The organism is uncultured Capnocytophaga sp., from assembly GCF_938029845.1.
Taxonomy (GTDB): domain Bacteria; phylum Bacteroidota; class Bacteroidia; order Flavobacteriales; family Flavobacteriaceae; genus Capnocytophaga.
The window spans coordinates 91,234-113,938 of record NZ_CALHGG010000168.1; the positions used below are offsets into that span (position 1 = coordinate 91,234).

Here is a 22,705-nt window from a genome sequence, read left to right on the forward strand (position 1 = left end):
GATTAAAAAAGTTTTTTAACTGAAAAAATATATGATAATTATCAAAACATCTCTTTTATTTACAAATAAAAAATTTGCTATTCTATCAAAAAATAATTACTTTTGTGCTCTCTTTTGTCAAACAAATCTCATTAAAGTGATGGAACAAAAAAAACGCATCCATTCGGCTTTGGTTTCTGTCTTTAACAAAGACGGTCTTGAGCCTATTATCCAGAAAATGAATGATTTAGGTATTGTTATGTATTCCACTGGAGGTACAGAAGCCTTTATCAAATCCCTCAATATCCCTGTGGTAGCGGTAGAGGATATTACCCAATACCCCTCTATCCTTGGAGGAAGAGTAAAAACCCTACACCCTAAGATATTCGGAGGTATCCTAAACCGACAAGGTAATGCTTCTGACCAAGAACAGATGCAAACCTATGATATTCCTCAGATAGACCTTGTTATCGTAGATTTGTATCCTTTTGAAGAAACCGTTGCCAACGGAGCTAATGAACAGGATATTATTGAAAAAATTGATATAGGGGGTATCTCTCTTATCCGTGCAGCTGCTAAGAATTTCAATGACACCCTATGTGTATCCTCCAAAGAAGACTACCCTGCCCTACTAAAAGTTCTTACTGAAGGCAAAGGAGAAACAACCCTGACAGAAAGGAAACAGTTTGCCCTACATGCTTTTGCTACTTCTTCAAGATATGATACAGCTATTTTCAACTACTTCAATGCTGATCATTCGGCTCAACTGCTCAGAGTAAGTGAAGATAAAGCACAAGTACTCCGCTATGGAGAAAATCCTCACCAAAAAGGGGTATTCTTCGGAGACTTTGATGCTCTTTTTACCAAATTGCATGGCAAAGAGCTTTCCTATAACAACCTCTTAGATGTAGATGCAGCGGTAAACCTTATGAGCGAATTTGCTCAGGAAGCTCCTACCTTTGCTATCTTAAAGCATAACAACACTTGTGGTATTGCTACTCGCCCTACCTTATTGGATGCTTATAATACCGCCCTCTCTTGTGACCCTGTTTCAGCTTTCGGAGGAATTCTTATCGCCAATCGTCCTATTGACAAAGCTACTGCAGAGGCTATCAACCCTCTGTTCTGCGAGGTGATAATTGCTCCTGCCTATGAAAATGAAGCCTTAACACTACTTGAGAGCAAGAAAAACCGCATTCTATTGGTGCAAAAAGAAACCTCCTTGCCCCAAACCTCTCTTCGTTCTTGCCTAAATGGTTATCTATGGCAGGACAAAGACCTAAAAACAGATGCTCTTTCTGACATTTCGCATGTTACTGATAAAAAACCTTCTGCAGAGGACTTAGAAGACTTGCTTTTTGCCTCTAAAATATGTAAGCACACCAAATCCAATACCATTGTACTGGCTAAAAACAAACAACTTCTTGCCTCAGGAACAGGACAAACCAGCCGTGTAGATGCACTGAAACAAGCCATTGAGAAAGCCAAAGAGTTCAAGTTCTCCTTAGAAGGAGCTGTTATGGCTAGCGATGCTTTCTTCCCCTTCCCTGACTGTGTAGAAATAGCTCATAATGAAGGTATTCGCAGTGTCATACAACCTGGTGGATCTATCAAAGACAACCTAAGTATAGAATATTGCAACACCCACCAAGTGGCTATGGTGATGACAGGCATACGACACTTCAAACACTGATGGAGTGAAAAGTGAAAAACGAAAAGTGAAGAGCGGCTATCCACTCTTCACTTTTTATTTTTTACTTTTTATCTTTTAATAGGGCTTTGTTTATTCGCTTGATCAGTGCAGGACCTTCGTAGATAAATCCTGTGAATAACTGTATTAAGCTAGCTCCTGCATGGAGTTTTTCCAAAGCATCTTCTACGGAGTGTATACCACCAACCCCTATGATAGGGAAGCTATGATTGCTCTTCTCTGCCAAAAAGCGTATCACCTCGGTAGAGCGCTTAGTCAGAGGTTTGCCACTGAGACCTCCTGTCTCTACTTTTTTAGGAGAAGTCAATCCATCCCTACTTATAGTCGTATTGGTCGCAATTACCCCTGCTATGGAAGTTTGTTTTACGATATCTATAATATCCAATAACTGTTCATCCGTAAGGTCTGGTGCTATTTTTAGTAATATAGGTTTGGATTTAGGTAATTTTCCATTGGCCTCCTGTAATAAGGTCAGAAGTTTTTGTAATGGTTCCTTTTCTTGTAAAGAGCGTAAATTAGGTGTATTGGGAGAACTCACATTTACCACAAAATAATCCACATAAGGGGCTAATTGTCCAAAGCAATAGAGATAATCCTCATGAGCTTTGTCATTCTCTGTCCATTTATTCTTCCCTATATTCCCTCCAATGATGACATGTTTGTTCTTTTTAAGTTGTGCAATGACAGCCTCTACCCCTTCATTATTGAAGCCCATTCGGTTGATGATCCCTTGGTCCTCTACCAAACGAAAAAGACGCTTCGGAGGATTCCCCGGCTGGGGCTTAGGCGTTACTGTACCTATCTCTATAAAACCAAAGCCAAGGGAAGAAAGTTCTTTAAAAAGCTGGGCATTCTTATCCAAACCAGCAGCTAAGCCAATAGGATTAGGAAACTTTATCCCGAATACCTCTCTCTCCAATCGCTTATCCTTTACCTGATAACGCGCCCTTAGAAGGGCAGGAACTAGTGGAATCCGATTGACAAACTTAAGCCAAGAAAAAGTAAAATGATGCACCTTCTCTGGATCAAAAAGGAATAATAGGGGGCGAATAATACGCTTATACATGATGATTTTTCTTGCAAATATACAATTTTTAGTTGAATTTTTACCTGTTTTTCTGCTTTTTTTGTTGAGAAAAAAGAAGTAACTTTGCCCCTTAAAAAATACTTACCTATTAAGTCCTTGACTATGAAAAATTACCTACTTCCTTTCCTATCCATTATCATAGGAGTATGCTTTGTTCTATGGGTAAAACCTAATAATAAAAGTAGAATCAAGTTGCTTTTGGCCTTCAGTGGGGCATTTCTGATGGGTATGACAGTATTTACTCTTATTCCAGAGGTATATCATGCTATCTTTGAGGACGACCTGCACCTACCTACTACTGATTTGCTTGAAGAACATACTCATGGTAAAGGAAAAACAATAGGTATATGGATTATTATAGGAATTCTATTGCAGATTATCTTAGAGTTTTTCTCTCATGGTGCTGAACATGGTCACTTCCACTCCCCTGCCAAAGGACTGAGAACTCAATTTCCTTGGGGGCTTTTCATCAGCTTAAGTATTCACTCTATTTTAGAAGGCTTCCCTCTACACGCGCATAGCAATATGGTATATGGTATCTTTATCCATCATCTTCCTATTGCCATGGTACTGACTATTTTCTTTTTGGATTCGGGTATAGGCACCAAGAAAACACTTATTTTCCTCTTTCTCTTCTCCCTAATGACTCCTTTTGGTGCCCTCTTGGCCAACTCGGTTCCCCAATTGGTACTCTATCACCCTCAAATGAGTGCAATCGTCATTGGTATTTTCCTACATATCTCTTCTGTAATCCTATTTGAAACTTCCGAAAATCACAAATTCAATTACCAAAAACTGGGTGTAATTATACTAGGATTTGCACTGGCATACCCCCTATAAAGTGAAAAGATAAAAGGTAAAAGTAAAGAATGTACTCTTAGTTTGAATCAATAGTTAAAAATATCTGTATAATCTAATTCGTTAAGACGCAATAAATTGCGTCTCTACGGATGACTACGCTAATCAGGAATTGTCTTAGCCAGCGTTAGGGTAGAGACGCAATAAATTGCGTCTTAGAAAGTTAGTAAATAATATTTTAACTATTGATTCGTATTTTTTACCTTTTACCTTTTATTTTATTCTGACGAGTTCTACGTCAAAGATAAGAGTCGCATGAGGAGGAATTACACCCCCTGCGCCTTGGGCTCCATAAGCCAAATCGGAAGGAATTACAAGGCGTGCCTTATCTCCCTCATTGAGCAGGAGAATACCTTCGTCCCAACCTTCTATCACCTGACCTATACCCACTGTAAAATTAAGCGGTTGTCCACGGTATAAGGAGGAGTCAAACACCTTACCATCCAAGAGCATACCTGTGTAATGTACTGCTACATCGTCGCCCTTTTTAGCCTTCTTTCCATTTCCTTTTTCTGTAATCTTGTAGAAAAGACCTGAAGCTGTTTTGTCAAATCCCTCAGTAAGTTTAGCCAAAGCCTCCTGTTGTTTGCGCTTTTCAGCCTCTATACGTTGTTGTTTTTCAGCGTTAAACTTCTCAAAAGCAGCAAGCGCATCCCACTCTTGAGCCTCTTTGCCTACTCGGATAATCTTGACAGACTCTATTTTGTCATTCTGAGCAATGGTATCTACCACATTTTGTCCTTCTATTACATAGCCAAATACAGTATGCTTGTTATCCAAGTGAGGAGTAGCTCGGTGGGTAATGAAGAACTGACTACCGTTGGTATTAGGTCCCGCGTTGGCCATAGAAAGAATCCCTGCACGGTCATGCTTAAGATCGGGGTGAAACTCATCATCGAAGCGATAACCAGGAGTACCTGTTCCGGTACCTAAAGGACAGCCCCCTTGTATCATAAAGTCGCCAATGACACGATGAAACTTCAGTCCATCATAGAAAGGTACTCCTATTTCCTTGGCATTATTCTTCATTTTCCCTTCCGCTAAAGCCACAAAGTTACCCACTGTAGCGGGGGTTTGCTCATAAGTTAGGCGAAGGAGTATATCTCCCTTAGCCGTATGGATTTGTGCGTAAATCCCATTCTCTAATTTTGTTATATCCATAAGACAGATGTTTTTAAAAAATAGCTTTGTAAATGGTGGCAAGCCCCATCAAGATAATAAGGGCACCTATGATAAAGAAAATTTTCCTTGTATGCAATTTGGAAGTAACCAAGGCAGATACAGGCGCTGTTAGCACCCCGCCTATAATAAGTCCCAAGGCAATACGCCAGTTAATAGCCTCTGGCACTGTGATAAAGATAAGAGTACTGACTACTGTAATGGCAAAATTGGTAAAAGTAGAAACCCCTATCACATAGCGAGGTGTATGCCCATTCTTGATAAAGGCACTAGTAACCAGTGGCCCCCATCCCCCTCCTGTGAAAGCATCTACAAAACCAGCAAAAAGCCCCAAAGGTACGATTTTGACTTCCTTATTTATCACCTTTCCTCGAAAACCATTATAGAGAATCTTCACCCCTAAGATAATGGTATAAATCGCAATAAATGGCTTGGTGAATTTAGCCCATCGGCTGCCCTCATCTCCTAGATAAAGTAGCAATAAAGCCCCAAATATAGTTCCTATAATAGCAGGCACCAAGAGTCTCTTTATCAACTCCTTATCCATATTTTTGAGCTTAAAGTGGCTGATGCTCCCTGCCGCTGAAGTAATGGTCTCCGAGGCATGAATACTCCCACTGATAGCACGTGGATCCACATTCATCATCAACAAAATAGTTGCGCAGATGACCCCATAGCCCATACCCATAGAACCAGCTACAATCTCCGCTCCACAGCCTGCCAATATCATCCAGTAAAACAAATAGTTATCTTGAGCTAAATAGTTTCGCAAAGGGACAAAGGTCTCGGCTGTATATATAGTATAAAGGGTAATGATCAATAAAAGGAAAAAGGTTAAAAACAAAAATAACCGATTCCGTTTCTGTCGCTTAAACAAAAGAGGCTGAGCCACTGCGGTTTCATTATTTTTGCTTTTATTCAAATCTTTCATGTGTGTTACAATTACTAAGTCACTGAAACGAGGGGCAAAGGTATGATTTTTTTTTATATCCATAAAGCAATAACAATTATTTTTCAGCGAAGACACTCCTATTTCAAAAAAAATACGTACTTTTGACCTAAAATTATAATACCCATACTTTGAATCAAAGAACCCTTGTTTTAGACGTAAATCCGCAGGCTTTCTTCGGAGAACAGAATAGTACTATTGAACTGCTAAAGACTTATTTCCCAAAAATAAAAATCGTTGCCCGTGGTAACGAAATACATATATTCGGAGAAGATGCCCTTCTAGACGAATTTGAAAAACGATTGGGTCAACTCACCCAGCATTTTGAGAAATACAATCATCTGGACAAAAATAGTATAGAGCGTATTCTCTTCTCAGATACGGGCTTGCTTCCCTCTACCCTATTGGATAAGGACTTTATTGTGTATGGTGTAAAGGGAAAAATTATTCGTGCTCAGACAGCTAACCAACAGAAATTATTAGACCTTATCGGTAAGAATGATATGGTATTTGCCATAGGCCCTGCGGGTACAGGTAAGACCTACACCAGTGTAGCTCTGGCTGTAAGGGCTCTGAAGGACAAGCAAGTAAAACGTATTATCCTCACTCGTCCTGCCGTGGAGGCAGGGGAAAACCTCGGTTTCCTCCCTGGTGATCTCAAGGACAAACTTGATCCCTATATGCAACCGCTCTATGACGCGCTGATGGATATGATCCCCTTTGATAAACTCAATTCCTTTATTGAGAATGGTACTATCCAGATTGCCCCCTTGGCCTTCATGCGTGGTCGTACTTTGGACAATGCCTTTGTTATTTTGGACGAAGCTCAGAATACTACCTATGTACAGATGAAAATGTTTCTCACACGTATGGGGAAAAATGCTAAGTTCATCATCACAGGAGACCCAGGTCAGATAGACCTACCCCGAAAAACTGCCAGTGGACTCTCTGAAGCACTCCGTATAATAAAAAATATTAAAGGAATAGGTACCTTATGGTTAGATGACAAGGACGTGGTAAGACACCCCTTGGTAAAGGAAATTATCAATGCCTATACCCGTGCCGAGAAAGAGGAAAGAGAAGACTAGAGCCGCTTTTGCTGGAAGAAAGCCTTAACCAATTGGCTACATTCGTCCTGTAAAACACCCTGAACAACCTCAGTACGTGGGTGCAATAGATCGCCATAGAGGTGATACCCCCGCTTGGTATCCGAAGCCCCATAGACAATTCGACCTATTTGGCTCCAATAGAGGGCGCCTGCACACATCACACAAGGTTCAAGGGTTACATAGAGTGTACAATCCTTGAGATACTTACCTCCAAGGTATTCACTTGCTGAAGTAATCGCTTGTATTTCAGCATGAGCTGTAACATCATGGAGCATTTCGGTAAGGTTATGTGCCTTAGCAATAATCTTTTCATTTATAGTAATAATAGCCCCTACGGGCACCTCGCCCGCTTCAAAGGCTTTTTCAGCCTCTTGCAAGGCTTTTTGCATGAAATATTCGTCTTTGTTAATTGTCAATTGTTAATTATTAATTGTTAATACTATTTTAATGATTAATACCATGTATGACTATACCACATATACTTGAATTGACAATTAGCAATTGATAATTAACAATATACTTATGGCAGCACATAATGATTTTGGAAAGCAATCCGAAGAGGAAGCAGTACAATACTTAGTGAGCTTAGGTTATACTATTCTAGAACGCAATTACTATTGGCAAAGTGCTGAGATTGACATCATTGCTCAATATCAAGACACACTTGTTATAGTAGAGGTGAAATCGAGAAAATCAGCCTATTATGGTGAACCTTATTCCTTTGTCAATCCACATAAGATACAGCTTTTAGCCAAAGCTGCCAACCACTATATCACAACACACAACCTAGATTTGGAAGTGCGTTTTGATATTATTTCTATTGTAAAAAACAGTACAGAATACCACTTAGAACATATAGAAGATGCCTTCTATCCTTTCTCATAATTAGCATAAAAGGGTGCACTTATGCACCCTTTTATTATCTTTTATTGGCTTTTTCCAAGTATTTGTCCAACGCCATTGTCATAGATGGTGTATCTGGCAAAGGAGCTTGGATATCTATCTTAAGGCCAGCCTCCTCAGCCGATTTCAAGGTAGAAGCTCCGAAAACAGCTATACGTGTAGTACCTTGCTTAAAGTCAGAAAAGTTCTTAAACAAAGATTCTACTCCTGCGGGGCTAAAAAAAGCAATTACATCGTACTTTACATCTTTCAAATCGGAAATATCGGCATGAGCTGTTTTAAACAAGATACCTCGTTTCCAGTTGAGTTTCAAATCGTCCAATGATTTCTCTATGACAGGACTAAGTACCTCAGAGGTTGGGAAAAAGAATTTTTCTTCCTTATGTTTTTTCAAGAAAGGAAGCAAATCGGCAAAATCTTTCTTCCCTACATATATCTTCCTTTTTCTATAAGTTATATATTTTTGCAGATAAAAAGCAATTGCTTCTGAAAGGCAAAAATAACGCATAGTATCAGGCACTTTGAAACGCATCTCTTCAGCTACTCTGAAGAAATGATCCACAGCGTTCTTGCTGGTAAGAATAATAGCTGTATGGTTCTGAAGTTCAATCTTTTGAGCTCTTAGATCCTTCCCTGTTACCCCTTGTACTTCTGTAAAAGGACGAAAATCAATTTTCACTTTGTATTTTTCTATGATTTGGTGGTAAGGTGAATTTTCTGATTGCTCTGGTTGGGAAACCAAGATTGTTTTGACTTTCATAGTCTTCTTATTTATTGATTAGATATTATCCAGTTAATGAAAATATAGGGAGCTATCTCAAAAGCACAAAGGTATAAAACAAAATAATACCAATATGCCCCTAATTGACTCTTGTACAATTTTGCAAATGATACCAAGCCAAGTACTTGTATATACAAGAATACAATTAATGAAAAAGCAAACATATATATATTAAGCTCCATTGCATAGATATTCACAAAAAGCAACAAAACCAAAATCAAAGCTGCATAATTGGAATAACTCAAGCGTACAAAAAGGTAGGAGCGTGAAAAAGTATCCATATCAAACACATAGCTAATCAATCGCTGAAAAGCTATCTTGAGCAATATGAAAAGAGCCACTCCTATCATTATTAGATACTGCTCAGGTACTGCATAGAAAGAAATTTCTAAACGAAAAAAACTTATTATCCTCCATATGGCAATACTCAAAATCGCCCATTGCACAACCAATAGTGAAGTAGTAAAGAAAACTCCACTACGTTCTCGCTTGTTAAATATAATAATATACTTGTTATTGGTAAGCAAATTCAAAAACTCCCTAAAGCGAAAAGCATGATAAGCCTTTATGAAAGCCATAACCCCTAATATTAGAACAAATATTAAGGAAATCCAATCTTTGTGCGAAGCTGTAACCAATGTCCATTCCATAAAATACTATTCTAAAGAATCCAATGGTTGTTCTCCCACAGGTGGTAATATAGGAGTTTGTTGTTTTCGCAATAGGCTATCTTCCAGCTTCAGCCTTGCATCCACTTGGGAGAGTATATGCCTACATTTTTCAGGGTTAGAAGCGTAATAAGATATATTCTGAGCCAATAGCAGGCTATCTATTCCATATTTCTCATAGATAAGAGAAGAAATATCTGCTCCCTGCTTCTCATAGAAAGACGCATCTATACTTTTGGCTGCATTCAGTATTGCTAAGTCATAGAATACTTGTTCCATCTCTCCTTCTGACAATAGTTTTTTAGGAGTAGGAACTACTTGAGAACAAGCTACCAAACACAAAAACAAAAGATAATAAAGAGACTTCACTTTCTAATTATTTGCGGTGCAAAGATACAACTTCTATTCTAAATAAAATACATTTTTAGAAATATTTTTCTTTAAAAATAGCCACTAACAACTACTTAGCTATATTTACCGCTCTTGTTTCACGAATAACCGTTACTTTTACCTGTCCAGGGTAAGTCATATCGGTCTGTATCTTTTGAGAAAGATTAAAGGAAAGTTCTGCGGCTTTTTCGTCAGATACCTTTTCACTTTCTACAATTACGCGTAGCTCACGACCGGCTTGTATAGCATAAGCTTTTTTCACTCCTTGGAAGGAGAAGGCAGTATCTTCCAATTCCTTAAGTCGTTGGATATAGGAATCCAATACTTGTCGACGTGCTCCAGGCCTTGCCCCTGAAATAGCATCGCATACTTGTACTATAGGAGAGAGTAGAGAAGTCATTTCTATTTCGTCATGGTGCGCCCCAATTGCATTGCATACTTCAGGCTTTTCACCATATTTTTGCGCCCATTCCATACCGAGGAGTGCGTGTGGTGTCTCGGTATCTGTCTCAGGTACTTTACCTATATCATGTAAGAGTCCTGCACGCTTAGCCAATTTGACATTCAGTCCCAATTCAGCGGCCATTAACCCACAAAGGCGTGCTACTTCACGAGAGTGTTGCAAGAGGTTTTGCCCGTAAGAAGAACGGTATTTCATACGACCTACAGCCTTGATAAGTTCTGGGTGGAGACCATGGATACCCAAATCTATGATGGTGCGCTTACCTATCTCGGCAATTTCATCTTCTACTTGTTTGGTCGTTTTTTCCACTACTTCCTCAATACGTGCAGGGTGGATACGTCCATCGGTTACCAACTTATGCAAGGAGAGACGTGCTATCTCCCTACGTACAGAATCAAAGCAGGAAAGGATAATTGCCTCTGGTGTATCATCCACAATGATTTCTACCCCTGTTGCCGCCTCCAAGGCACGGATATTACGTCCTTCGCGACCTATAATACGCCCTTTCACATCATCGGATTCGAGGTTGAATACAGAGACACAATTGTCTATTGCCTCTTCAGTTCCTATACGTTGTATAGTATTGATAATAATCTTTCGTGCCTCTTGACGAGCAGTGAGCTTAGCCTCCTCAATAGTGGTCTGTATATACGCCATTGCATCGGTCTTAGCTTCGTTCTTAAGAGAGTCTATTAGTTGAGTTTTGGCCTCTTCAGCAGTCAGTCCAGAGATAACTTCTAATTGTTTTACCTGACTCTTATGTAGCTTATCCACTTCCTCTTGTTTCTTATCCACAAGAGACATACGGTAGTTACATTCCTCTGTCTTCTGAAGTAGCTCTTCGTTGAGCTTCTTATTCTGGGCAAGTTCGTTGGAAACTAAGGATTCTTTGTCCTTAATACGTTTCTCTGTTTCGGAGATTTTTTTCTCTTTGGCTAAGATAAGTTTTTCATGCTCAGCCTTGAGTTCTAAGAATTTTTCTTTTGCTTGGTAGATTTTTTCTTTTTTAATGTTTTCGGCTTCTACTTTTGCCTGTTTTAGAATATTCTGAGATTCCTCTTGGGCATCTTTGACTACCTTAAAAGCGTATTTCTCTTGTCTTTTTTTCAAAGAATACCACACCAAGATGCCTCCTACAAATATTCCAATAATGGCACTACCTACTACTAACATTGTTACGTCCATAAAATAAAATATAATTATACAAAAAAGCCTGCAAGAAGGATATATGAATAAACTCCTAAAAAGCATATTTTAGAGCTACCAAACCCTTCAAGTATCCGCCAAGTGAAAGCGGCACGCTTTAGTGATTTGACTCACTCTTCTGAATTATTTTCTGTTGAGTTTACCAAAAAAACTATTCTTGCAGGCAGTAATCTTTATCTGTTATTACTGATTTCTACTAAAGTCTGATGTATTTTTTCTAATCTTTCTATATTTTTCTCCTTTTGATTTTCATCAGCAAGGCTCTCCTGAAAGAGCGGTGTAGCCAAGGAAATGGCACACATAGCCAAGGAATCTTGGCGGTCTTTCACAGGAAAATTCTGCTCAAAATATGTAATCTGTTTGTTAATCCTTTCCGCAGCTTGGCGATAGGCTTCTTCCTGATTAGGGTCTATCTTTAGGGGATATACCCTATCGGCTATTTTCAAGGTAATTCGTAGCTTTTCACTCATTCCTTGGAATATTACTTATCATGTGAAAGTTGTACAATACATTGCTCTATTTCACGAATGAGCCTACCTATTTTGAGCTTGGCTTCCGTTTTAGTTTCATCACTGCCTAAAAGAGCTTGGGTTACCTTCAGTGCTTGATACTTCTGCTCTTGCTGCTGACTCAGTTGTGTTATCTCTTGCAACTGACCTGTTAGCTCCTCTACTTGAAGCATCAATTCCTTGTTTTTCTCTTCTAAAGAAAGTACATATTCCTGTACCAGAGGAAGTAACCTCTCTATTTTTTCAATCCATTCTTCCATTTCTTCAAAAGAGATAATAACCCTTACTTTTGGTGTGCAAAGATAATACTTTTTAGAGTTATAAGCAACTATTCAACAAATTTTATTTTTTCAAAGATAATCAGGGCTTATTTGCGCTATTTTTACTATCTTTGTTCTGTTTAATTTAAAAAAGCCAATATATGCTATCTATCAATGATACTCAATTAGTTATCCTTGATATTCAAGGAAAATTATCACAAATCGTCTATCAGTCCGAGCAGGTACTAAAACAAAGTAGCAGCCTTGTACAAGGCTGCCAACTATTGGATATTCCTATTGTATGGGTAGAACAAACACCTGAAAAATTAGGAGCTACCTCACCACTTATTGCCGAACACCTCTCAGGAGAATCTCCTATTGCCAAAGCCACTTTCTCGGCTTATGGAACAGAGGCTTTCGTTGAGAAAGTTAAGAAAAATAAGCGCAAGCAAGTCCTACTTATTGGTATAGAAACTCACATCTGCATCTACCAAACCACTGTAGATTTGATAGAAGCAGGGTATGACGTTTTTGTAGCTAGCGATGCTGTCTCCTCTCGTACTTTAGAAAATAAAAATATAGGTCTTGAGATGATTCGGCAAGCACAGGGGAAAATCATCAGCGTAGAAGCCGCTTTATTTGCGCTACTAAAGACTTCCACTCATGAGAAATTCCGAGAGATTGCAAGGCTTATCAAATAGATTAAAAAGGCACATCAGAGGTATCGGGCTTTCCTCCTCCAAAAGCATTATTAACATCCCCTTTGGGTAGTGGAGCGCTTGGCTTGCTTTCCTCTTCTTGGTCATTGAATTTGGATGAGAAAGATTGTACGCCTCCCTGACTAGCCGACTGGCCGGAAAAGAGGGGGCTTAAGTTACTAAACACCCCATTAATAAACTGTAAACGAATATTCTCCAATCCCCCATTACGGTGCTTGGCGACAATAAACTCTGCCTGATTGGCTGTGGAAGATTGTTCTGTATCGTCCCATGTATCCAGCTTATAATACTCTGGACGATAGAGGAAGGTTACAATATCAGCATCCTGCTCTATCGCTCCAGACTCACGCAAGTCAGAGAGTTGGGGACGCTTGTGACCTAAACGGCCTTCTACATTACGTGAAAGCTGAGAAAGGGCAATAATAGGCAGGTCTAATTCCTTTGCCAAAGCCTTAAGGTTACGAGAGATAGTGGAAATCTCTTGCTCGCGATTTCCTACCCCTTTACCCGATGCATTGGCTGTCATCAGTTGTAGGTAATCTATAAAGATGATTTTCACCTTATGCTGAGAGACCATTTTGCGCGCCTTTGCTCTGAGGTCAAAGATAGAAAGTGAAGGCGTATCATCTATATACAAAGGGGCTTCCAAGAGGGTCTGTGTCTTGTAGGTAAGGCGCTCAAAATCCTCCTCGGTAAGCTTTCCTGTACGCAGCTTATCGGAACTTATCCCCGTCTCGGAAGAGATAAGCCTTGTGATGAGTTGAATGGAGGACATCTCCAAAGAGAAGAAAGCCACAGGAATCTTGCTATCTACCGCAATATTACGCGCCATACTTAGGGTAAAGGCTGTTTTCCCCATCGCCGGACGTGCTGCCACAATAATAAGATCGGTAGGTTGCCAACCTGCTGTAAGCTCATCTACCTTAGTAAAACCCGAAGGAATCCCACTGAACTCCTCTTTCCTATTATGTAATTCTTCTATCTTTTTGATCGCCTGTTTAACCAAGTCAAAGGCAGACTCTGAAGTACGAGTAATATTCCCTTGAGAGATAGAAAATAGCTTCTCCTCTGCACTATCCAAAAGGTTCATAGCATCCGTTTCATCATTATACGCCTCTTCTATAACTTCATTGGACATCTTAATGAGCCTACGCTGGATATACTTCTGCATGAGAATACGTGCATAGTATTCGATATGGGCGGAAGATGATACTTTTTCTGTCAGATGTACCAAATAAGCAGCCCCACCTACTTCCTTAAGAGTTCCATCCTTAAGCAATTGCTCACGAACGGTCAGCATATCTATAGGCTTTGATTCCTTGAATAACTTATCAATAGCTGCATATATCTTCTGGTGAGCAGGCACATAAAAAGCCTCATCGGAAAGAATATCAATCACCTCATCTACCCCACGCTTATCTACGAGCATGCCACCGAGAACAGCCTCCTCCAGTTCCAAATTTTGGGGAGGGATCCTGCCCTTCTCAAGGGAAGAAATCGGACGTGGCATCACTACAGATTCAATAGTTTGTGGAGAAATATTTTCCATATCTTTAATTTTTAAGCATTTAGATTTTTACAATACACACTTGAAATCTGACGCAAAAATACATGCTTTTTTTGATAAGGAAAATACTCCCCTCCTCCTTGAGGTTCTTCCGATATCTTTCCTAAGACAAAAATCCATAAAAGCAAAAAGCTAAAGAACTGATATTAGGCTCTTTCATGATTCTTCTCTCTGCCTTGTAGAATAGAAATTTTATTTTTCAACAAAAATAGAACAATGGTTAATTATCTATATTTGAGCTATGATGTATAAACTCACTATTCATATTTCTCCTTTTCCCCTCTTCTCCTTTCTTTTACCTACTTGTAAATGAATTACTTACAACAAACTTTATCAATTAATGAGTAAGCATTAACAATTAATAATTATTTTTTGTAACTTTGCCACAAGAATAGATGCACTAAAAATTAGATTTAAATGAAAGACGTAACTCGTTTGTTTGATATTCCGGCTTATCAATTAGAAAAGTATCCTATTGAAAACGCATTAGTTACAAAATATAATGAAAAATGGGTTCCTCTCTCTTCCAAGGAGTATGTGGAGAGGATCAACCAAGTAAGCCGTGCTTTGTTACGCTTGGGAGTAAAACCTAAGGACAAGATTGCTATGGTCTCCTCCAACAATCGTACTGAGTGGCACATCTTAGATATGGCGATCATGCAGATTGGCGCACACAATGTACCTATCTACCCTACCATACCTAAAGAAGATTATATATACATTTTTAACCATGCAGAAATAAAATATTGCTTTGTTTCGGATAAGGACTTATGGGATAAGGTCTCAAGTATCACCTCAGAAGTGCCTACTTTAGAAGAGATATTTTCCTTTGACTCCATTGCAAATGTACGTGATTGGCAGGAAATCCTCTCCAAAGGGGAAGATACTGAAAACCAACCACAGGTGGAAGCTCTTAAAGCACAGATACAGCCTACAGATATGGCCACTATTATCTATACTTCGGGTACTACTGGAAAACCTAAGGGAGTGATGCTCTCCCATGATAATATCTTGAGTAATATCAAAAATTGTCATTCGAGGGTCCCTGTAAAAGCAGGAGATGTTTGTCTGAGCTTCTTGCCTGTATGTCATATCTTTGAGAGGATGCTCACTTACCTATACCAATATAATGGTATTCGCTTGCACTTTGCCGAATCCTTTGAAAAGGTAGCTGTTAATATAGGAGAAGTAAAGCCTCGACTCATTACTGTGGTACCTCGTGTGGTTGAAAAGGTATTTGACAGTATCTACAGCAAGGGAATTGCACTCTCTGGCATTGCTAAGACCTTATTCTTCTGGGCATTACGATTGGGATACCGATATGAACCCTATGGAAAAAATGGATGGTGGTACGACATGAAACTCAAGGTAGCCCGCAAACTCATCTTCTCCAAATGGAAAAAGGCATTGGGCGGACAGTTGCAGATGATTTGTGGAAGTGCAGCACTACAACCACGCTTAGTTAGGGTATTCTCCGCCGCAGGCATTCCTATCTGGGAAGGCTATGGTCTTACAGAAACGGCACCTGTGATCTCGGTTAATTGCAAAAAAGGGCATCTCTGGAAAGTGGGTACCATAGGGAAGCCTATTGATAATATTGAGGTTAAAATAGCTGAAGATGGAGAAATTCTCTGCAAAGGGGCTAATGTCATGCTAGGTTATTACAAAAATGAAGAGCAAACTCATGCAGCCATTGACCAAGATGGGTTCTTCCATACAGGAGATATAGGCGTATTGGATGAGGAAGGCTTCCTAACCATTACCGACCGCAAAAAAGAGATGTTCAAGACCTCTGGAGGTAAGTACATTGCTCCTCAATATATAGAAAACAAGCTCAAACAATCTCGCTTTATAGAACAAGCCATGGTAGTAGGTGAAGGAGAAAAGATGCCAGCAGCCTTTATCCAGCCTAATTTTGCCTTTGTTCGTGAATGGCTCAAGCGACATGGGGTCAGTGAAACCTTGAGCAATGAAGCCCTTGCCAAGGACAAGCGTGTATATGAGCGTATAGAACAAGAAATAGAGCGTATCAATAAGCGATTAGGTAAGTGGGAGCAAGTGAAAGTATTTGCTCTTACCCCTGATGAGTGGAGTATAGATGCAGGACACCTCACCCCTACCCTGAAACTCAAGCGCCGTATTATTCTTGAGAAATACAAGGACATGTATAACACTTTTTACAACAAAGAATCTTAGAAAACATTCATTATGATATATCGTTTTAGAGTAATTTTAGACGTGGATACCGATGTATTCCGTGATATAGAAGTGGAAAGCCATATCAGCTTGGAGGATTTTCACAAATGTATCTCAAAATCCTTTGGCTTCAATGGGGAAGAAATGGCCTCTTTCTACAAGAGTGATGAAGACTGGAACCAAGGAGAAGAGTTCAGCCTCTTTGATACTGAAGGAGATACTCCTGTAATGGCTGATACCATCTTGGAATCAGTGATGGACGAGGATAACCGTCACTTCCTCTATGTATATGACTTCTACAATATGTGGACTTTCTTCGTTGATCTAAAGGAAATAGGACATGAAGTAGAAGGGGTTACCTATCCCCATATCCTAACCTCTCATGGTTTTGTTCCTGAAGATGCCCCAGAGAAGAACTTCGTGGCAGAAGATTTCGATGAGTTCGACTCGGAGTTCAACGACTTTGAGTTTGACCAAGATGAGTTTGATGAATATCACGGTTACAGTGAGGACGAATATTATTCCTAAATAGAACATGATTACAGACATTCTCTTCTACAGCATTCTTATAGCCACTATAGGAATCAGTTATCATGGCTTCAACCATCAGGATTTCTTTAGGCGCTATATGTTCAATGTAAGATCCGTACAAAAGGGAGACTACTTGCGACTGCTCTCTTCTGGCTTTCTACATGCTGGGTGGGAACACCTGATATTCAACATGATCTCTCTGTTCTTCTTCCACAAGATCATCATCGAAAGCATGGGAGCAGGGGTATTTATGCTGATCTATTTGGGATCCATTATCTTAGGAAATCTTTTTTGCTTATACATATATAGGCATCAGCCCTATTATTCTGCCATCGGTGCCTCAGGAGGGGTTTCAGGTATCATCTTTGCTGCCATAGCACTTACGCCACAACTAAGGGTTAACTTTATGCCTGGTTGGCTCTTTGGGGCTATCTACTTTGGCTATTCTGTATACCAAATGCTCAACCCTCGTCAGGGAGACAATATAGGACATGCTGCTCACTTAGGTGGAGCTATCTTTGGAATCGTTGTTATCGCCTTCTTACAGCCCCTGCTTATAGCTGAGAATGCCCTTTACTTAGGCATCATGGCGCTGCCTTTGGGGTATATGGGATACCGATTGCTACAAAAATAATTTTTTCTATCTTTGCGCCCATTTTAACTCTCTAAACAAATGCTTGACCTCTTTAATACTCAAATAGAGTCCCTTTCCATACATCAGGTAGGGAATATGCAGAAGGGAGAAAACCTTTTTCTCTCACAGCAACCTTATACCCTGAATGACCAAATTACTAGCGTGCTCAAGGAATATTTCCTAAAACCCTTCAGAGAAAAGGAAGAGAACTATATGCGCTTTGTCAATGAAACCTCCTTGGAGTTCAATGAAATGTTTGCCATAGCTTATGAAGTTTTCGCAAATCCTTCTACCATACATACCCATTCGCTACGTATTGCCCAGCTATTGTATGAGCAATCCAATCACCCTCATATCAAGTCTGGCGAGCTCTATGTAGCCTATCTCACCCATATCACCCTTGACAATACCAAGGTGGAGGCTATTGGAATCTTCAAGTCCGAGATGAAACAGAATTTTCTCCAATTCGAACAAGGACAAAACCAATTGGATATCCTCTTGGAAGAAGGCGTAAATGTCAACAGATTGGACAAGGGATGCCTTATCTTCAATGTCAATGAAGAAGGTGGATACAAAATACTTTCTGTGGATAGCAATCGCTATGATACCAAGTACTGGACTGAACAGTTTTTGGGGATTGATGTCCTTGCTGATGATGCTTTCTTTACCAAAAAGTACCTCAAGATGTGTCAGGATTTCGCTAAGGAAGTAGTGCTTCCTACCGAGGGAAAACAAGAAGAAATCCTATTCATGAATCGTGCGGTAAACCACTTTGCCAAGAATGACGAGTTTGAGGAAACCCACTTCCTCAATGAAGTATTGGGTGACAAGGTATTCAAAAAGGAATATGCTGCCCACGAGGAGGATGAAGACCAAAGCCCTAAGGAGGGTTATATGGATCTGATTCCCGAATTTCACAACTTCAAAGAGACCAAGGGAAAGAAATACTATATAGAGGACGTTTCTTCCTTCCCCATTGTCAATAAAGCCGTATCGGATATGCGTAAGAAAATCAAAAATATCATAGACCTTGATACCAATGTACAAATCCGTATGGACTTCATTAATCCTGAATCCGCTGAAAAATTTGTAGAAAAAGGTTGGGATGAAGAACGCGGCATGTTCTACTACCTCATTTACTTTAACGAAGAGAAAAAAAGCTAATGAATACACTTCCCAAATGGGCTGAAAAGCTCAATCAACTAGGAGAAAAACGAACTCCTTGCTTCTTTGTTGTCAATTATCAAGGAACCCAAGGGCAAGTATTTCCCCTCTCAGAATTGCCTAAGGACATTCATTTTTCCTTTTCTGAAGAAAAAGCACCTATCTGTGAGCCTATTACAATAGAAAAGTATCCCATCCCTTATAAAACTTTTGAGGAATCCTTCGAAAAAGTATTCTCTCACTTAAAAAAGGGGGATACAGAGCTTATCAATCTTACTTTTGCTACTGAAATAGCACCTGTTTCTCTAGAAAAAATATACCAGAATGCCAAAGCCAAATATAAAATTCTTTACAAAGATGAATGGGTATGTTTTTCTCCTGAAATCTTTGTAAAAATAGAGGCTAATAAAATCAAAACCTATCCCATGAAGGGAACTATCAGCGCCACTATACCCAATGCTGAAGCCCTACTACTAAACAATCCGAAAGAGATAGACGAACATAAGAAAGTAGTCACACTACTTTCTATGGATTTAGCGCAGGTAGCCACTGATATACATGTAAGTAAGTTTCGTTATGTAGATGTCATAGAAAAGTCCACAGGGAATCTGTTACAAACCAGTTCAGAGATTATAGGAACACTTGAGAACAATTGGCAGGAACACTTAGGAGAAATCTTGTCCAAACTCCTTCCTGCGGGTTCTATCTGTGGGGCACCAAGAGAGAAAACTATGGAAATCATTCAGGAAGCAGAAACTTACCAGAGAGGTTATTATACAGGAATTGCTGGTATCTTCGATGGACAGTCTCTTGATACTTGTGTGCTTATCCGATTCATTGAACGTACAGGAGAAAAATTCTATTATAAAAGTGGTGCAGGAATCACGGCTCAAAGCAAGCCTGAGAGTGAATACAAGGAAATATTAGAAAAAATATATATTCCTAACTAAGAATATGCAGAAAAATAAGTTTATCGAGACTATCAAACTATTGGATAGTCATATTTTCCATATAGAATACCACCAAGAACGCTTAAAGAATACTTTTTCACACTTTTTCCCTAGTGAAAAAGTATTTTCTTTAGAAGATATTCTAAGCCAACAAGTCCTTCCCAAAAAAGGAAAATACAAAATTCGTTTTGTATATAGTGCCTATGATTATACATTAGAAGTTATTCCTTACCAAATAACTCCTATTAAGTCAATAAGTTGTGTAGATGTAGGAGATTTAGATTATTCCTATAAATTCTCTGATAGAGAACAACTCAACCGTCTCAAGAAAGAAGCCCCTACCGATGAAGTCATCTTTATAAAACAAGGAATGGTCACCGATAGTAGCTATGCTAATCTCGTATTCTCTGACGGGGTTAAGTGGTATACCCCTACCTCCTTTCTGCTCAATGGTACTTGTCGGCAACGGTTATTGAAAGAGGGGAAAATAGAAGAATGCCCCATATTCCAAAAAGACATACCGTCCTTTGGATATATAGGGCTAATCAATGCTATGTTAGATCTAGGTGAACTAACCTTACCACTTAATCACTACACTTCCCCAAGTGAAGCCACTACCAAAAGCAGCTAAGAGAATGATGTCATTTTCCTTGATACGGTCTTGTTCTACGGCTTCAGCCAAAGCTATCGCTATGGAAGCGGCAGTTGTATTACCGTATTTCTGGATATTGTTGAACACCTTGGCATCGGGAAGATTGAATTTCTGTTGGATAAACTGGGAGATACGCAAGTTCGCTTGGTGAGGTATGAATAGGTTTATATCGCTTTCGGTAAGCTTATTAGCCTTAAGTCCCTCTATAATTACTTCTGAGAAACGCACCACAGCATTCTTAAAGACAAACTGTCCATTCATATAAGGGAAATAAGAAGTGTCCTCTGGATCATTTTCCTTCAGAAGATCAGTCACCCACTTCTTCCCTACCCCAGGGGTAAGAATAGCCAATTCTTCAGCATGTGCTCCTTCGCTATGTAGGTGAGAGGAGAGTATCCCCTTTCCGTTGTCCTCAGAGCGAGAAAGTACGGCTGCTCCTGCTCCATCTCCGAAAAGTACTGCCATATTACGCCCACGAGTGGTAAGGTCTAAGGCTGGAGACTGCATCTCGGAAGCTATTACCAAGACATTCTTATACATCCCTGTCTTGATAAACTGATCAGCCACGGATAGTGCATAGATAAAGCCTGAACATTGGTTGCGAATATCCAAAGCACCTACCGTATGAAGTCCCAATTCCTTTTGAGCTAATACACCACATCCTGGGAAATAATAGTCAGGGCTAAGAGTCGCAAAAATAAGAAAATCAATATCCTCTTTGTTTATTTTGGCTTTCTCCATAGCCATTTGCGCAGCACGTACTCCCATTGAGGTAGTTGTATCCTTTCCTCGAGTAGCAAAATGTCGCTGCTGAATCCCTGTTCGCTCTTGTATCCATGCGTCAGATGTATCCATGAGCTTAGAGAGATCATCATTGGTTACTATATTCTCTGGCACATAATATCCTGTACCTGTGATAATAGAATTATACATAAGCTATTATATTAAAAAGAAAGCCTTGACACGCAAGGCTTTCCAATTATAAATTGTAATTTTACTTCAATACTTCTTTCACTTTGTCAGCTGCCTCTTGGAACTGAATAGCAGAATGTACTGCAAGACCAGATTTGTCAATGATTTCTTTGGCAATCTCAGCATTGGTTCCTTGTAGACGTACAATAATAGGTACCTTAATATCAGCTCCCATATTCTTATAAGCATCTACAATACCCTGAGCTACACGGTCGCAACGTACGATACCTCCGAAGATATTCACCAAAATAGCCTTCACATTAGGGTCTTTTAGGATTATACGGAAAGCAGTTTCCACACGTGCTGCATCGGCAGTACCTCCTACGTCCAAGAAGTTGGCAGGTTCTCCTCCTGCTTGCTTGATAAGGTCCATGGTAGCCATAGCAAGTCCTGCACCATTAACCATACAACCTACGTTTCCGTCCAAATCCACATAGTTAAGACCTGCAGCCTTAGCCTCTACTTCGATAGGACGCTCTTCACGTGTATCACGCAACTCAGCATAATCTTTGTGACGATAGAGTGCATTATCATCAATAGTTACTTTAGCATCTACAGCAAGTATTTTGTTATCAGAAGTCTTTAAGACAGGGTTTATTTCAAAAAGATTTGCATCGGAAGCGATATAAGCCTTGTATAGGGAAGTTACAAACTTGACCATTTCCTTAAAGGCTTCGCCTTCCAATCCTAAGTTAAAAGCCACATTTCTTGCTTGGAAAGGAAGCAATCCCAATTCTGGGTCTATCTCCTCAGTGAAGATAAGGTGAGGGGTCTTTTCTGCTACCGCCTCTATATCCATACCCCCTTCAGTAGAATACATAATCATATTCTTTCCTTTGGCACGATTGAGCAATATGGACATATAATATTCCTTAGGTTCGCTCTCACCAGGGTAGAAAACGTCCTCAGCGATAAGTACTTGATGTACTTTCTTACCCTCTTTAGGAGTCTGAGGTGTTACTAGGTTCATGCCAATAATCTGAGAAGAGATTTCTTTAACCTGATCCAAGTTCTTAGCTAGCTTTACACCGCCGCCCTTACCGCGTCCCCCTGCATGGATCTGTGCTTTCACTACATACCATTGGGTACCTGTATCTTGAGTTAGTTTTTCAGCGGCCTTAACAGCCTCCTCAGCGGTAGTGGCTACAACTCCACGTTGTACGCGTACTCCGAAACCTGAGAGGATTTCCTTTCCTTGATATTCGTGTAAATTCATAATATAACTTTATTTGTAGTTGCAAATTTACAAAAAAATAATGATATAACCT

At 39.6% G+C, this 22,705-nt stretch carries 24 protein-coding genes; 11 read left to right on the top strand and 13 right to left on the bottom strand.

Annotated features, from left to right (window positions below; genetic code table 11):
- Positions 1-139 precede the first annotated feature (139 nt).
- Positions 140-1,672: a bifunctional phosphoribosylaminoimidazolecarboxamide formyltransferase/IMP cyclohydrolase gene (gene purH, locus Q0625_RS13125; RefSeq protein WP_298828122.1), complete on the top strand. Its 1,533-nt coding sequence runs from the start codon at positions 140-142 to the stop codon at positions 1,670-1,672.
- A gap of 61 nt (positions 1,673-1,733) precedes the next feature.
- On the opposite strand, the gene Q0625_RS13130 is transcribed toward purH, so the two are convergent.
- On the bottom strand, positions 1,734-2,756 hold the full coding sequence (locus tag Q0625_RS13130) for a quinone-dependent dihydroorotate dehydrogenase (protein WP_298828125.1): 1,023 nt from the start codon (positions 2,754-2,756) through the stop codon (positions 1,734-1,736).
- 123 nt (positions 2,757-2,879) lie between these two features.
- On the opposite strand from Q0625_RS13130, the gene Q0625_RS13135 reads away from it, so the two are divergent.
- Positions 2,880-3,617, top strand: a complete 738-nt coding sequence (locus Q0625_RS13135) for a ZIP family metal transporter (protein ID WP_298828128.1) — start codon at positions 2,880-2,882, stop codon at positions 3,615-3,617.
- 231 nt (positions 3,618-3,848) lie between these two features.
- Here Q0625_RS13135 and Q0625_RS13140 read toward each other — a convergent pair whose 3' ends face one another.
- Both Q0625_RS13140 and Q0625_RS13145 read right to left on the bottom strand, forming a co-directional pair.
- Positions 3,849-4,796 carry a peptidylprolyl isomerase gene (locus Q0625_RS13140; RefSeq protein WP_298828131.1) on the bottom strand — a complete coding sequence of 316 codons (948 nt, stop codon included), beginning with the start codon at positions 4,794-4,796 and terminating at the stop codon, positions 3,849-3,851.
- 13 nt (positions 4,797-4,809) lie between these two features.
- On the bottom strand, positions 4,810-5,808 hold the full coding sequence (locus Q0625_RS13145; RefSeq protein ID WP_298828134.1) for a sulfite exporter TauE/SafE family protein: 999 nt from the start codon (positions 5,806-5,808) through the stop codon (positions 4,810-4,812).
- Between the two features lie 86 nt (positions 5,809-5,894).
- On the opposite strand from Q0625_RS13145, the gene Q0625_RS13150 reads away from it, so the two are divergent.
- Positions 5,895-6,851, top strand: coding sequence for a PhoH family protein (locus Q0625_RS13150; RefSeq protein ID WP_298828137.1), 957 nt, complete (start codon positions 5,895-5,897; stop codon positions 6,849-6,851).
- Here the strand turns inward: Q0625_RS13150 and Q0625_RS13155 are convergent.
- Entirely contained in the window at positions 6,848-7,288 is a 441-nt protein-coding gene (locus Q0625_RS13155; RefSeq protein ID WP_298828140.1) for a nucleoside deaminase, read from the bottom strand. The two genes, Q0625_RS13150 and Q0625_RS13155, sit on opposite strands and share 4 nt — an antisense overlap.
- A gap of 106 nt (positions 7,289-7,394) precedes the next feature.
- On the opposite strand from Q0625_RS13155, the gene Q0625_RS13160 reads away from it, so the two are divergent.
- Complete coding sequence (locus Q0625_RS13160; RefSeq protein WP_298828143.1) at positions 7,395-7,757, top strand: YraN family protein; 363 nt, start codon at positions 7,395-7,397, stop codon at positions 7,755-7,757.
- A 34-nt stretch (positions 7,758-7,791) separates the two neighbouring features.
- Here Q0625_RS13160 and Q0625_RS13165 read toward each other — a convergent pair whose 3' ends face one another.
- From Q0625_RS13165 to Q0625_RS13190, 6 genes are all read right to left on the bottom strand, one after another.
- A complete protein-coding gene (locus tag Q0625_RS13165; protein ID WP_298828146.1) occupies positions 7,792-8,535 on the bottom strand; it encodes a uroporphyrinogen-III synthase in 744 nt (247 codons plus the stop codon).
- 11 nt (positions 8,536-8,546) lie between these two features.
- Entirely contained in the window at positions 8,547-9,206 is a 660-nt protein-coding gene (locus tag Q0625_RS13170) for a DUF4271 domain-containing protein (RefSeq protein WP_298828149.1), read from the bottom strand.
- A gap of 6 nt (positions 9,207-9,212) precedes the next feature.
- Complete coding sequence (locus Q0625_RS13175) at positions 9,213-9,593, bottom strand: DUF4296 domain-containing protein (protein ID WP_298828151.1); 381 nt, start codon at positions 9,591-9,593, stop codon at positions 9,213-9,215.
- A 91-nt stretch (positions 9,594-9,684) separates the two neighbouring features.
- Positions 9,685-11,262, bottom strand: coding sequence for a ribonuclease Y (gene rny, locus Q0625_RS13180; RefSeq protein ID WP_298828153.1), 1,578 nt, complete (start codon positions 11,260-11,262; stop codon positions 9,685-9,687).
- Between the two features lie 194 nt (positions 11,263-11,456).
- Entirely contained in the window at positions 11,457-11,753 is a 297-nt protein-coding gene (locus tag Q0625_RS13185) for a cell division protein ZapA (RefSeq protein ID WP_298828155.1), read from the bottom strand.
- A gap of 11 nt (positions 11,754-11,764) precedes the next feature.
- Positions 11,765-12,052 carry a hypothetical protein gene (locus Q0625_RS13190; protein WP_298828157.1) on the bottom strand — a complete coding sequence of 96 codons (288 nt, stop codon included), beginning with the start codon at positions 12,050-12,052 and terminating at the stop codon, positions 11,765-11,767.
- 161 nt (positions 12,053-12,213) lie between these two features.
- Here Q0625_RS13190 and Q0625_RS13195 point away from each other — a divergent pair, with 161 nt between their 5' ends.
- Positions 12,214-12,753: an isochorismatase family protein gene (locus tag Q0625_RS13195; RefSeq protein ID WP_298828160.1), complete on the top strand. Its 540-nt coding sequence runs from the start codon at positions 12,214-12,216 to the stop codon at positions 12,751-12,753.
- A 1-nt stretch (position 12,754) separates the two neighbouring features.
- On the opposite strand, the gene dnaB is transcribed toward Q0625_RS13195, so the two are convergent.
- Positions 12,755-14,320 (bottom strand): replicative DNA helicase, encoded by a 1,566-nt coding sequence (gene dnaB, locus Q0625_RS13200; RefSeq protein WP_298828162.1) that lies wholly within the window; start codon positions 14,318-14,320, stop codon positions 12,755-12,757.
- 435 nt (positions 14,321-14,755) lie between these two features.
- Between dnaB and Q0625_RS13205 the strand changes: the two genes are divergently transcribed.
- From Q0625_RS13205 to Q0625_RS13230, 6 genes are read left to right on the top strand one after another with little or no spacing between them, the layout of a single operon-like run.
- A complete protein-coding gene (locus Q0625_RS13205) occupies positions 14,756-16,534 on the top strand; it encodes an AMP-binding protein (protein WP_298828164.1) in 1,779 nt (592 codons plus the stop codon).
- A gap of 12 nt (positions 16,535-16,546) precedes the next feature.
- Positions 16,547-17,062, top strand: coding sequence for a hypothetical protein (locus Q0625_RS13210; protein ID WP_298828166.1), 516 nt, complete (start codon positions 16,547-16,549; stop codon positions 17,060-17,062).
- 7 nt (positions 17,063-17,069) lie between these two features.
- Complete coding sequence (locus Q0625_RS13215; protein ID WP_298828168.1) at positions 17,070-17,699, top strand: rhomboid family intramembrane serine protease; 630 nt, start codon at positions 17,070-17,072, stop codon at positions 17,697-17,699.
- A gap of 39 nt (positions 17,700-17,738) precedes the next feature.
- On the top strand, positions 17,739-18,863 hold the full coding sequence (locus tag Q0625_RS13220) for a nucleoid-associated protein (protein WP_298828170.1): 1,125 nt from the start codon (positions 17,739-17,741) through the stop codon (positions 18,861-18,863).
- On the top strand, positions 18,863-19,813 hold the full coding sequence (locus tag Q0625_RS13225; protein WP_298828172.1) for an aminodeoxychorismate synthase component I: 951 nt from the start codon (positions 18,863-18,865) through the stop codon (positions 19,811-19,813). The genes Q0625_RS13220 and Q0625_RS13225 overlap by 1 nt, the downstream gene beginning before the upstream one ends.
- A 4-nt stretch (positions 19,814-19,817) precedes the next feature.
- Positions 19,818-20,444 carry an aminotransferase class IV gene (locus Q0625_RS13230; protein WP_298828174.1) on the top strand — a complete coding sequence of 209 codons (627 nt, stop codon included), beginning with the start codon at positions 19,818-19,820 and terminating at the stop codon, positions 20,442-20,444.
- On the opposite strand, the gene Q0625_RS13235 is transcribed toward Q0625_RS13230, so the two are convergent.
- Positions 20,391-21,398, bottom strand: coding sequence for a beta-ketoacyl-ACP synthase III (locus Q0625_RS13235; RefSeq protein ID WP_298828176.1), 1,008 nt, complete (start codon positions 21,396-21,398; stop codon positions 20,391-20,393). The two genes, Q0625_RS13230 and Q0625_RS13235, sit on opposite strands and share 54 nt — an antisense overlap.
- A gap of 61 nt (positions 21,399-21,459) precedes the next feature.
- Entirely contained in the window at positions 21,460-22,653 is a 1,194-nt protein-coding gene (gene sucC, locus Q0625_RS13240; protein WP_298828178.1) for an ADP-forming succinate--CoA ligase subunit beta, read from the bottom strand.
- Positions 22,654-22,705: the final 52 nt, after the last annotated feature.

What these genes read in the sequence shown, in the direction of transcription:
- purH (WP_298828122.1), top strand. Translation starts at nt 140, where the DNA reads ATGGAACAAAAAAAACGCATCCATTCGGCTTTGGTTTCTGTCTTTAAC.
- Q0625_RS13130 (WP_298828125.1), bottom strand. Translation starts at nt 2,756, where the DNA reads ATGTATAAGCGTATTATTCGCCCCCTATTATTCCTTTTTGATCCAGAG.
- Q0625_RS13135 (WP_298828128.1), top strand. Translation starts at nt 2,880, where the DNA reads ATGAAAAATTACCTACTTCCTTTCCTATCCATTATCATAGGAGTATGC.
- Q0625_RS13140 (WP_298828131.1), bottom strand. Translation starts at nt 4,796, where the DNA reads ATGGATATAACAAAATTAGAGAATGGGATTTACGCACAAATCCATACG.
- Q0625_RS13145 (WP_298828134.1), bottom strand. Translation starts at nt 5,808, where the DNA reads ATGGATATAAAAAAAAATCATACCTTTGCCCCTCGTTTCAGTGACTTA.
- Q0625_RS13160 (WP_298828143.1), top strand. Translation starts at nt 7,395, where the DNA reads ATGGCAGCACATAATGATTTTGGAAAGCAATCCGAAGAGGAAGCAGTA.
- Q0625_RS13165 (WP_298828146.1), bottom strand. Translation starts at nt 8,535, where the DNA reads ATGAAAGTCAAAACAATCTTGGTTTCCCAACCAGAGCAATCAGAAAAT.
- Q0625_RS13170 (WP_298828149.1), bottom strand. Translation starts at nt 9,206, where the DNA reads ATGGAATGGACATTGGTTACAGCTTCGCACAAAGATTGGATTTCCTTA.
- rny (WP_298828153.1), bottom strand. Translation starts at nt 11,262, where the DNA reads ATGGACGTAACAATGTTAGTAGTAGGTAGTGCCATTATTGGAATATTT.
- Q0625_RS13185 (WP_298828155.1), bottom strand. Translation starts at nt 11,753, where the DNA reads ATGAGTGAAAAGCTACGAATTACCTTGAAAATAGCCGATAGGGTATAT.
- Q0625_RS13190 (WP_298828157.1), bottom strand. Translation starts at nt 12,052, where the DNA reads ATGGAAGAATGGATTGAAAAAATAGAGAGGTTACTTCCTCTGGTACAG.
- Q0625_RS13195 (WP_298828160.1), top strand. Translation starts at nt 12,214, where the DNA reads ATGCTATCTATCAATGATACTCAATTAGTTATCCTTGATATTCAAGGA.
- dnaB (WP_298828162.1), bottom strand. Translation starts at nt 14,320, where the DNA reads ATGGAAAATATTTCTCCACAAACTATTGAATCTGTAGTGATGCCACGT.
- Q0625_RS13205 (WP_298828164.1), top strand. Translation starts at nt 14,756, where the DNA reads ATGAAAGACGTAACTCGTTTGTTTGATATTCCGGCTTATCAATTAGAA.
- Q0625_RS13210 (WP_298828166.1), top strand. Translation starts at nt 16,547, where the DNA reads ATGATATATCGTTTTAGAGTAATTTTAGACGTGGATACCGATGTATTC.
- Q0625_RS13215 (WP_298828168.1), top strand. Translation starts at nt 17,070, where the DNA reads ATGATTACAGACATTCTCTTCTACAGCATTCTTATAGCCACTATAGGA.
- Q0625_RS13220 (WP_298828170.1), top strand. Translation starts at nt 17,739, where the DNA reads ATGCTTGACCTCTTTAATACTCAAATAGAGTCCCTTTCCATACATCAG.
- Q0625_RS13225 (WP_298828172.1), top strand. Translation starts at nt 18,863, where the DNA reads ATGAATACACTTCCCAAATGGGCTGAAAAGCTCAATCAACTAGGAGAA.
- Q0625_RS13230 (WP_298828174.1), top strand. Translation starts at nt 19,818, where the DNA reads ATGCAGAAAAATAAGTTTATCGAGACTATCAAACTATTGGATAGTCAT.
- Q0625_RS13235 (WP_298828176.1), bottom strand. Translation starts at nt 21,398, where the DNA reads ATGTATAATTCTATTATCACAGGTACAGGATATTATGTGCCAGAGAAT.
- sucC (WP_298828178.1), bottom strand. Translation starts at nt 22,653, where the DNA reads ATGAATTTACACGAATATCAAGGAAAGGAAATCCTCTCAGGTTTCGGA.